Origin of the sequence: Kitasatospora sp. NPDC018619, assembly GCF_044391605.1 — a bacterium.
Lineage (GTDB): Bacteria > Actinomycetota > Actinomycetes > Streptomycetales > Streptomycetaceae > Kitasatospora.
Window position 1 is genome coordinate 230,283 of record NZ_JBISAI010000013.1, and the last position, 10,316, is coordinate 240,598.

Sequence of the window (10,316 nt, forward strand, 5' to 3'; positions counted from 1 at the left end):
GTGGAATGATCCGCACGCTCTCGGTGCGATCTTTCCCGATCGCCGGGGAGCCGACATGCGTCACAAGTGCTCCAAAGTGCCCAGGGGGGTTCCCATTTCCAGCTTCCGTACGGCTCTCGCCGTCGGTGTGACGCTGCTCGGGGCGGTCGGTCTGCCGGCCGTCTCCGCGGGCGGCGCGGCCGCGGCGGGCAGCACGCTCCACGTCAACCGCACGACCGGCTGCACCGACAGCGGCACCGGCACCGCGTCGGCGCCGTACTGCACCATCGGTGCGGCGGTGGCCGCCGCCCAGCCGGGCCAGACGGTCGAGATCGCCGAGGGCACCTACAACGAGGAGCTGACCTTCACCCGGTCGGGGACCGCCGGGGCGCCGATCACCTTCCGCGGCGTCACCGGCCCCTGGGGTGCGAGCGCGCAGATCGGCGACCAGGCGGCTCCCGTCCACGGGTTCGTCGTCAAGGGTGTCGACCACCTCCGCTTCGAGAACTTCGACGTCACCGCGGCTCCGAAGAGCGCCCTCCTGGTGGACGGAGCCCACGACGTCTCCTTCGACCGGGTGTCCCTCGCCGAGGGTGCCACCGTGCGCGTCACCAACGGCTCCGCCGACGTGCGCTTCGGGCGCGGCAGGGTCGGCTCCTACCAGGACCCGGCGATCCTCGTGGACGGTGGCTCCACCGGCACGGTGGTGACCACCAACCAGGTGTACAAGCCCGGTTCGGGGATCGCGACCGTGCCCGGCATCGTGGTGAAGGACGCCCCGAACACCGTGGTGGTGGCCAACACCGTCGACGCGCCCTGCGCCCGGGGCGTCGTGCTGGACGGCGGCTCGGCCGGCGCCGTGGTCGAGAACAACGTGGTGAACACCGCGAACAGTTGGCGGCCGTGCGGTGCCCAGGCGGCCGGCGCCGTCGGCATCACCGTCGGACCCGAGGCCACCGCGGGCAGCAGGGCCGACTACAACGTGGTCGACTCGCGCAGCGGCGGCCCGGCCTACAGCTGGGCCGCCCGCCCGTACTCCTCCCAGGAGGAGTTCACCGCGGCCACCGGCCAGGGGGAGCACGACTTCGTGGCGCCCAGCTGGGTGGACCGGGGCCCGGACGCACCGCCGGACCACAAGGTCGACTCGGCGGACGAGAACGCCCCGGGCATGCTGCCGACCGGCAGCGACGGCAGGGCACCCGGCGACGACCCGACGGTGCCCAACACCGGTACCGGCAGCGGCATCCGCGACCGCGGCGCGACCGAACGGTCCTCCATCGGCAGTGCCTTCACCCCGGCGGGCCCGACGCGGCTGCTGGACACCCGGGCGCCGATCGGGGTGCCGGCGGCGCAGGCGGTGCCCGCCTGGGGCACGGTGGACCTCCCGGTGGCGGGCCTCGCGGGTGTTCCGGCGGAGGGCGTCACGGCGGTGACGATGAACGTGACGGTGACGGAGCCGCAGGCGGACGGGCATCTGACCGTGTACCCGCACGGCGGGCAGCGGCCGGAGACCTCCACGCTGAACTGGACGGCCGGTCGTACGGTGGCGAACCTGGTGACGGTGCCGGTGAAGGACGGCAGGGTGTCGTTCTACAACGCGAGCGGCGACACCGGGCACCTGATCGCCGACCTCGCGGGCTACCACAGCGCCAAGGGCTCGCTGTTCCACCCGCAGGGCCCGACGCGGCTGCTGGACACCCGGGCGCCGATCGGGGTGCCGGCGGCGCAGGCGGTGCCCGCCTGGGGCACGGTGGACCTCCCGGTGGCGGGCCTCGCGGATGTTCCGGCGGAGGGCGTCACGGCGGTGACGATGAACGTGACGGTGACGGAGCCGCAGGCGGACGGGCATCTGACCGTGTACCCGCACGGCGGGCAGCGGCCGGAGACCTCCACGCTGAACTGGACGGCCGGTCGTACGGTGGCGAACCTGGTGACGGTGCCGGTGAAGGACGGCAGGGTGTCCTTCTACAACGCCTCCGGCGACACCGTGCACGTGATCGCCGACCTCGCGGGCCACTACACCGCCGAGGGCCGGATCGCCTACCACCCCGAAGGCCCGTCCCGGCTGCTGGACACCCGCGACCGGCCGGGCGGCAGCGCCCCCGTCCCGGCCTGGGGCACCCTCACCCTCGACCTCGCCCACTACCCCTACCTCGCCGGGATGACCCTGAACGTCACAGCCGTCGAGCCCGGCGCCGCGGGCCACCTGACCGTCTACCCGCACGGCGACCCGGCGCCCAACGCCTCGAACCTGAACTTCCTGCCCGGGGAGACCATCGCCAACCAGGTGGTCGTGCCGGTCAAGGACGGCAAGGTGTCCTTCTTCAACGCGAGCGGCGCCCCGGTGCACCTCATCGTCGACACGTTCGGCTTCCAGGCGTACTGACCGGCCCCACCCCCCGACGGCCCCGGCACCGAGCCCCGCGCTCGGCGCCGGGGCCGTCCGGCTGAGTAGGCTCGGAGGGTGAGCACTCGACACGCCTTCCACGACCTGCGCGGCGCCGCCACCGGCGTCGGATCGCTGCCCGGCACCGACGCCCGGGAGGCCGCCAAGACCTCCACCGGCGCACTGGAGCACCTGCCGTTCCTGCCCGAGCTGCCCGCCCGCGGGCCCGGGGCGGACATGATCGGCCGCAGCGCCGGGCTGCTGGTCGAGCTCTTCGCGCAGACCGAGCCGAGCGGCTGGCGGTTCACCGACCGCCCGGGCCGGGACACCCGGCGCGCCCACTCCTGGCTCGGCGAGGACCTGGACGCGCTGGAGGAGTTCACCCAGGGCTACCGGGGGGCGCTCAAGGTCCAGGCCGTCGGCCCGTGGACGCTGGCGGCGAACATCGAGCTCAAGCACGGCGAGAAGGCGCTCTCCGACCGCGGGGCCTGCCGGGACGTGGCCGGCTCGCTCGCCGAGGGCCTGCGCCGCCATCTCGCGGACGTCCGCCGGCGGGTGCCGGGGGCCGAGGTGGTGCTCCAGCTGGACGAGCCCTCGCTGCCGGCCGTGCTGGCCGGGTCGGTGAAGACCGCGAGCGGCTTCCAGCGGCTGCGCGCCGTGGACCGGCAGGTCGCCGAGGAGGTGCTGCGGGAGGTGGTCGGCAGCGTCGACGCGCCGGTGGTGGTGCACAGCTGCGCCCCGGACGTCCCGATCCCGCTGCTGCGCCGCGCCGGCGTCGTCGGGATCTCGCTGGACTTCTCCCTCCTCACCGAGCGCCAGGACGACGACCTCGGGGAGGCCGTGGAGGGCGGCACGACGATCCTCGCCGGTGTCGTCCCCGTCACTGACCAGGCCGTGTCAGACCCTGCCGGTAGTGTCCAGGGTGTCAGGATCTTGTGGCGCAGGCTCGGGTTCGCCCCGGAGCTGCTGGGCCGCCGTGTGCTGGTGACGCCGGCCTGCGGGCTGGCCGGGGCCTCCCCGGCGTACGCGCGCAGGGCGCTGTCGTCGGCGGCGCGGGCGGCGCAGAGCCTGGTGGACAACCCGGAATGAGAGCGTAGGAGGGCTTGCGGTGACGGCTGTCGAGGGCTGGGAGGACATCCCGGCGGAGGTGCGCGGGCGGCACGCCGAGCTGGCGCAGGAGATCACCGACCACCGCGCCCGGTACTACGAGCAGGACGCGCCGATCATCAGCGACGCCGAGTTCGACGCGCTGATGCGGGAGCTGGAGGCGCTGGAGGCCGAGCACCCCGCCCTGGTCACCCCGGACTCGCCCAGCCAGAAGGTCGGCGGCGCCGCCGCCGGGCTGTTCGCCGAGGTGGAGCACCGGGAGCGGCTGCTCAGCCTGGACAACGCGATGGACGACGAGGAGCTCGCCGCCTGGGCCGAGCGGGTCGCCACCGAGCTGGACGGCATCGACTACCACTACCTGTGCGAGCTCAAGGTGGACGGCCTGGCGGTCAACCTCACCTACGAGAGGGGCCAGTTGGTGCAGGCGGCGACGCGCGGCGACGGCCGGGTCGGCGAGGACATCACGGCCAACGTCCGCACCATCAAGGAGATCCCGCACCAGCTCAAGGGCGACGACGTCCCCGAGCTGGTCGAGGTCCGCGGCGAGGTCTACTTCCCGACCGAGGCCTTCGACGCGCTCAACGCCTCCTTCGCCGAGGAGAACGAGCGCCGCCGGCAGGAGAACGAGGTGCGCGCCGCGGAGGGCAAGCGGCCGCGGGCGATGATCCGGCTGTTCATGAACCCCCGGAACGCCGCCGCCGGCTCGCTGCGCCAGAAGGACCCGCACGTCACCGCCTCCCGCCCGCTGCACATGGTGGTGCACGGGATCGGTGCCCGGGTGGGCTTCGACATCGACAACCAGTCGCACGCCTACCAGCTGCTGCACGACTGGGGGCTGCCCACCGCCCGGCACAACAAGGTCGTCGGGACGCTGGCCGAGGTGCGGGCCTTCATCAAGCACTTCGGCGAGCAGCGGCACTCGGTCGAGCACGAGATCGACGGCGTCGTGGTGAAGGTGGACGAGATCGCCCTCCAGGGCCGGCTGGGCAGCACCTCGAAGTCCCCGCGCTGGGCGATCGCCTGGAAGTACCCGCCGGAGGAGGTCACCGGCAAGCTGGCCGCGATCAAGGTCGGCATCGGCCGCACCGGCCGGGCCACCCCGTACGCGGTGCTGGCGGAGCCGGTCAAGGTGGCGGGCTCGATGGTGCAGTTCGCGACGCTGCACAACCAGGAGGTCGTCAAGGCCAAGGAGGTGCTGCTCGGCGACACCGTGGTGCTGCGCAAGGCCGGTGACGTCATCCCGGAGATCCTCGGCCCGGTCTACGACCTGCGGGACGGCACCGAGCAGGCCTTCGTGATGCCCTCGCACTGCCCGGAGTGCGGCAGCGAGCTGCGCCCGATGTCCGAGGGGGACATCGACCTGCGCTGTCCGAACGCGGAGTTCTGCCCGGCCCAGATCCGCGAGCGGATCGCCTTCCTCGGCGGGCGGTCCTCGCTGGACGTCGAGGGCCTCGGCTACGTCGCGGCGACCGCGCTGACCCAGCCGCTGGAGCCGGCCGAGGCGCCGGTGCGCAACGAGGCGGACATCTTCCGCCTGACGCCGGAGAAGCTGCTGCCGATCAAGGTGCTGGTCCGGGACCCGAAGACGGGCATGCCCAAGCTGGACGACCGGACGGGCCGGCAGAAGGAGGTCTTCTTCTTCGCCACCACCAAGGGCGAGCCGAAGAAGTCGCTCCAGACCCTGCTCGACAACCTGGAGCTGGCCAAGCAGCGCCCGCTCTGGCGGATCCTCAACGGGCTGTCGATCCGGCACGTCGGCCCGGTGGCGGCCCAGGAGCTGGCCCGGGAGTTCCGCGACCTGAAGAAGGTCTTCGAGGCCACCGAGGAGCAGCTGGCGGCCGTCGAGGGGGTCGGTCCGACCATCGCCCGCTCGATCCGGGAGTGGTACGCGGAGCCCTGGCACCGCAGGATCCTGGAGAACTGGGAGGCGGACGGCGTCCGCTTCACCGAGGAGTTCGCGGACGAGGAGGAGGCGGAGCGCCCGCTGGAGGGGCTGACCGTCGTGGTGACGGGCACCCTGGCCGGCCACACCCGGGACGGTGCCAAGGAGGCGCTGACCTCGCGTGGAGCGAAGGTGACCGGTTCGGTTTCGAAGAAGACCGATTTTGTGGTCGCCGGTGACAATCCCGGCTCTAAGTACGACAAGGCCGTTCAGCTCGGCCTGCCGGTCCTGGACGACGCCGGGTTCGCCGTCCTGCTCGCCGACGGGCCGGCCGCCGCCCGTGCCCACCTGGGGCTTCCGGAGCCGGAGGAGGCCGGGGAGGCGCAGGAGGAGCCGGTCGAGGACTGAACCGGAGCCGCCCCGATCGGCTGATGACCGGATCGGTGTTGTTATCGTCCTGATGCAACGTCACCGGGTGCCGCCCCGTGAAAGCGGGCATTGTGTCACTGTGCGGCGCCCGGGCGCGGTCACGCGCTTCCGGTTGTCCGAAAGTCTGCCCACCGGGTGGACCCCGGCTTACCCTGGAGCGCAACAGAGTGTCAGCAGGGGTGGGGGCACCGGCTGGGCCGGGGCTCCTCGGGGGTCGCTCCATGCCCGGCAGCTGTCGGTACCGGCACGGTGCCTCACCGTAAGGCGGCCTGACGGGGCGGGCCCGACGGAGGACAGGGCTTATGGATCGTACGACCGGCGGTGCGCCGACACGCCCGCCGCAGGGGGTGGCGGGTGCGGTCCTGCTGCTCGGCGTGCTGCTGGCCGGAGCCGCGCCGCTCATCCCGCTGGCCGTCCTGGTCTACCGGTACGAACCCGAGTTGCTGCCGCTGTTCGCCGTGCCCCTGGCGGTGCTGGTGGCCGCCTGGCGGATCGCCCGCGACCGCGCCCGCGACCAGCTGACCGACCCGTTGACGGACCTGCCCAACCGTCAGGCCCTGCTGCTCGCCACCCAGGAGGCGATTGCGGAGTGTGAGCAGGGCTACAGCGTCGGTCTCATCCTGCTCGATCTCGATCGCTTCCGATCACTCAACGACACACTCGGCCATACGGCCGGTGACCGGCTGCTGGTTCACATCTCCCGTCGGCTGCACCGGGCGCTGCGCTCCGGCGGCCCGGCCGGCAGCGCCACCCGGGAGTCCATCGACGACGTCTTCGCCGGCCTGCCCCGGCACTACCGCCGCGGCCGCCCGATGGTCGCCCGGATGGGCGGCGACGAGTTCGCCGTCCTGCTGCCCGGCATCAACTGCCCGGACAGCCTGGAGCGGGTCGCCAAGGCGCTGATCACCGAACTGGCCGCCCCGATCCGGCTGGACGGGCTGCTGCTCGTCCTGGAGGCCAGCGGCGGCGTCTGCGTCTACCCGCAGCACGCCCAGGACGCCGAGTCGCTGCTGCGCCGGGCCGACGTCGCGATGGGCCACGCCCAGACCGGCCGCAGCGGCGTCGCCCAGTACGACGAGACCCAGGACGCCGACACGCCGTACCGGATCGGGCTGCTGGGGGACCTGCGCCGGGCGCTGGAGACCGGCGAGGTGCAGCTGCACTACCAGCCGAAGGTGGCGTTCGACGGCCGGGTGGTCGGCCTGGAGGCGCTGCTGCGCTGGGAGCGCCCCGGGCAGGGGAAGGTCTCGCCGGACGAGTTCGTCGGGCTCGCCGAGTCCAGCGGCCTGATGCCCCGGCTCACCGACTACGTGCTGGAGGCGGCCGTCGGCCAGCTCGCGTACTGGCGCGACCAGGGCCTCCAGGTGCAGGTCGCGGTCAACGTCTCGCCGCGCGACGTGCTGAACCCCGGCTTCGCCCAGCGGGTGGCCGGCCACCTCGTGCGCCACCAGGTGCCGGCCCACGCGCTCCAGCTGGAGATCACCGAGCGGCTGCTGCTGGACGACTCCCGGCGGGCCGCCGACACCCTGGCCGAGCTGCGCGGCTACGGCGTGGGGATGTCCCTGGACGACTTCGGCACCGGGCACTCCTCGCTGGTGCGGCTGCGCAGCCTGCCGGTCGGCGAGCTGAAGATCGACCGCTCCTTCGTCTCCCGGATGGTCGCCGACGACCACGACGCGGCGGTGGTCCGCTGCTCGGTGGAGCTCGCCCACTCGCTGGGCCTGACGGTGGTCGCCGAGGGCGTCGAGGACGACGAGACCTGGGAACGGCTGCACTGCATGGGCGTGGACGCCGTCCAGGGCTGGCTGGTGTCGGCCGCGCTGCCGGCCGAGCAGGCCACCGCCTGGCTGCGGGTGCACCGCACCGGCGCCCCGCCGGTGGAGCGGCTGGGCGTGCCGCCCCAGTTGCACGCCGGCTTCCAGCCGGTCCAGGGCGTGAAGCCGATCGTCCAGCCGGTCCAGGCCGCCAAACCGATCGTGCAGCCGGTCCAGGCCGCCCAGCCCGTCGTCCAGCCGGCCCGGCCGCCGGTGCCGGTGCTGCCGCCGACGCTCCCGCCGGCCATCCCGCCCACGCTGCCGCCGGTGGCCCAGGTGGTGCAGGCCGCGCACCGGGAGATCGAGCCGCAGGGCTGGGCCCGCTCCGGGCCGCAGTAGCCCCGGCCGGGCCGCCGGCGCCGGCCGGTGGCGGGCGCCGCGGCTCCCGCGTTGGCCGGGCCGGGGGACGGGCCCCATAGGATGGGGTCCACAGACCACGAGGACGGAGCGCCGAAGCCGGCTGCTCCTGCCCGGGCCCGGCACCGCCCGCAAGGCACCGCCGGGTCTCACCAGAACTCACCCTGAGGATCGCTGCATGCCTGGCATCACGCGCGAGGAGGTCGCCCACCTCGCCCGGCTGTCGCGTCTTGAGCTGAAGCCCGAAGAGCTGGACCACTTCGCCGAGCAGCTCGACGTGATCATCGGCGCGGTCGCCCGCGTTTCCGAGGTCGCCGGACAGGACGTCCCGCCGACCTCCCACCCGCTGCCGCTGACCAACGTCATGCGCGCGGACGAGGTGCGGCCGTCGCTCACCCCGGAGCAGGCGCTGTCCGGCGCCCCCGCCGCCGAGGAGCAGCGTTTCCGTGTGCCGCAGATCCTCGGGGAGGACTGACCGATGACCGAGCTGATTCGCTACACCGCCGCCGAGACCGCGGGCGCCATCGCCAGGGGCGAGGTGTCGGCCGTCGAGGTCGCCCAGGCCCACCTGGACCGCATCGAGGCCGTCGACGAGAAGGTCAACGCCTTCCTGCACGTCGACACCGAGGGCGCGCTGGCCGCCGCCCGGGCCGTCGACGAGAAGCGCGCCAAGGGCGAGGAGCTGGGCCCGCTGGCCGGCGTCCCGCTCGCGCTCAAGGACGTCTTCACCACCAAGGGCATCCCGACCACCTGCGGGTCGAAGATGCTCGAAGGCTGGATCCCGCCGTACGACGCCACGCTGACCAGCCGCCTGAAGGCCGCCGACGTCGTCATCCTCGGCAAGACCAACATGGACGAGTTCGCGATGGGCTCCTCCACCGAGAACTCCGCCTACGGCGTGACCGGCAACCCGTGGGACCTCTCCCGCATCCCCGGCGGCTCCGGCGGCGGCTCGGCCGCCGCGCTGGCCGCCTTCCAGGCCCCGCTGGCGATCGGCACCGACACCGGCGGCTCGATCCGCCAGCCCGGCGCCGTCACCGGCACCGTCGGCGTCAAGCCGACCTACGGCTCGGTGTCCCGCTACGGCCTGGTCGCGTTCTCCAGCAGCCTGGACCAGGGCGGCCCGTGCGCCCGTACGGTGCTGGACGCGGCGCTGCTGCACGAGGCCATCGCGGGGCACGACCCGCTGGACTCCACCTCGATCGACGCGCCGGTCCCGGCCGTGGTCGAGGCCGCGCGGATGCGCGACGTCCGCGGCATGCGGATCGGCGTGGTCAAGGAGTTCGCCGGCGAGGGCTACCAGGCCGGCGTGATGCAGCGCTTCGAGGAGTCGGTGGAGCTGCTGCGCGAGCTGGGCGCCGAGGTCGTCGAGGTCTCCTGCCCGTCCTTCACCCTGGCGCTGCCGGCGTACTACCTGATCGCGCCGTCGGAGTGCTCCTCCAACCTGGCCCGCTTCGACGCGATGCGCTACGGCCTGCGGGTCGGCGACGACGGCACCCGCTCGGCCGAGGAGGTCACCGCGCTGACCCGCGAGGCCGGCTTCGGCCCCGAGGTCAAGCGCCGCATCATCCTGGGCACCTACGCGCTGTCCTCGGGCTACTACGACGCCTACTACGGCTCGGCCCAGAAGGTCCGCACGCTCATCTCGCGCGACTTCGACGCCGCCTTCGCGGGCGTGGACGTCCTGGTCTCGCCGACCACGCCGACCACCGCCTTCCCGATCGGCGAGCGCGCCGACGACCCGATGGCGATGTACCTGGCCGACCTGTGCACGATCCCGTCGAACCTGGCGGGCAACGCGGCCATGTCGCTGCCCGTCGGCCTGGCTCCGGAGGACAATCTCCCGGTCGGCCTTCAGATCATCGCTCCCGCGATGGCGGACGACCGCCTGTACCGCGTGGGCGGCGCCGTCGAGGCCGCACTCAACGACAAGTGGGGGCACACCCTGCTGGAGGAGGCACCGGCACTGTGAGCAAGAACGAGAAGGCCAGGACCCAGTCCGCTTCGCTGAAGGGCTTCAAGCACTCCAAGCCCGGCCTGTGGCTGTCCATCGGCACCAGCGCGTTCGGCGCGGTCTCCGTGGTCAAGGACGTCCGCAGGGCCCGCGAGGAGAACGACACCCTCAAGCTGGTCAACGCCCTGGTCGGCGCCGCCGCGCTGGTCACCGGCACCGCCCTGCTGGTGCGCGAGCTGCGCCGGCTGGGCTCGGACGACGTGCTGCTGGGCTAGCGGCGGTGGGGGGGGGCGGGGGGGGGGGCCGGGGCCCCCCCCCCCCCGGGGGGGGGACAAAAAAAAAGGGAGAGTGTAAAAACAAAAAGAAAAGGCCCCGGGGAAAAAGTGGGCGCGGGCGGAAACCAGATAT

7 protein-coding genes are annotated in these 10,316 nt (G+C 73.1%); all 7 read left to right on the forward strand.

The genetic code is table 11. The features are described 5' to 3' along the window. Nucleotides 1-127: 127 nt before the first annotated feature. The 7 genes from ACH5AR_RS22195 to ACH5AR_RS22225 all read left to right on the forward strand — a co-directional run bounded on the left by ACH5AR_RS22195 (nucleotide 128) and on the right by ACH5AR_RS22225 (nucleotide 10,183). Nucleotides 128-2,365, forward strand: coding sequence for a DUF1565 domain-containing protein (locus ACH5AR_RS22195; RefSeq protein WP_396303179.1), 2,238 nt, complete (start codon nucleotides 128-130; stop codon nucleotides 2,363-2,365). Between the two features lie 78 nt (nucleotides 2,366-2,443). Then, nucleotides 2,444-3,454, forward strand: a complete 1,011-nt coding sequence (locus ACH5AR_RS22200) for a methionine synthase (RefSeq protein ID WP_396303180.1) — start codon at nucleotides 2,444-2,446, stop codon at nucleotides 3,452-3,454. Nucleotides 3,455-3,473: 19 nt separating this feature from the next. Then, nucleotides 3,474-5,762: an NAD-dependent DNA ligase LigA gene (gene ligA / locus ACH5AR_RS22205; protein ID WP_396303181.1), complete on the forward strand. Its 2,289-nt coding sequence runs from the start codon at nucleotides 3,474-3,476 to the stop codon at nucleotides 5,760-5,762. A 323-nt stretch (nucleotides 5,763-6,085) separates the two neighbouring features. Then, nucleotides 6,086-7,936 carry a putative bifunctional diguanylate cyclase/phosphodiesterase gene (locus ACH5AR_RS22210; protein WP_396303182.1) on the forward strand — a complete coding sequence of 617 codons (1,851 nt, stop codon included), beginning with the start codon at nucleotides 6,086-6,088 and terminating at the stop codon, nucleotides 7,934-7,936. 196 nt (nucleotides 7,937-8,132) lie between these two features. Next, on the forward strand, nucleotides 8,133-8,429 hold the full coding sequence (gene gatC, locus ACH5AR_RS22215; RefSeq protein ID WP_030057414.1) for an Asp-tRNA(Asn)/Glu-tRNA(Gln) amidotransferase subunit GatC: 297 nt from the start codon (nucleotides 8,133-8,135) through the stop codon (nucleotides 8,427-8,429). Nucleotides 8,430-8,432: 3 nt separating this feature from the next. Then, nucleotides 8,433-9,926: an Asp-tRNA(Asn)/Glu-tRNA(Gln) amidotransferase subunit GatA gene (gene gatA / locus ACH5AR_RS22220; protein WP_396303183.1), complete on the forward strand. Its 1,494-nt coding sequence runs from the start codon at nucleotides 8,433-8,435 to the stop codon at nucleotides 9,924-9,926. Further along, nucleotides 9,923-10,183, forward strand: coding sequence for a hypothetical protein (locus tag ACH5AR_RS22225; RefSeq protein WP_396303184.1), 261 nt, complete (start codon nucleotides 9,923-9,925; stop codon nucleotides 10,181-10,183). Before gatA ends, ACH5AR_RS22225 begins: the two co-directional genes overlap by 4 nt. Nucleotides 10,184-10,316: the final 133 nt, after the last annotated feature.

Bases quoted from the DNA above. Each gene is read 5' to 3' on its own strand.
- ACH5AR_RS22210 (WP_396303182.1), top strand. From the start codon at position 6,086: ATGGATCGTACGACCGGCGGTGCGCCGACACGCCCGCCGCAGGGGGTG.
- gatC (WP_030057414.1), top strand. From the start codon at position 8,133: ATGCCTGGCATCACGCGCGAGGAGGTCGCCCACCTCGCCCGGCTGTCG.
- gatA (WP_396303183.1), top strand. From the start codon at position 8,433: ATGACCGAGCTGATTCGCTACACCGCCGCCGAGACCGCGGGCGCCATC.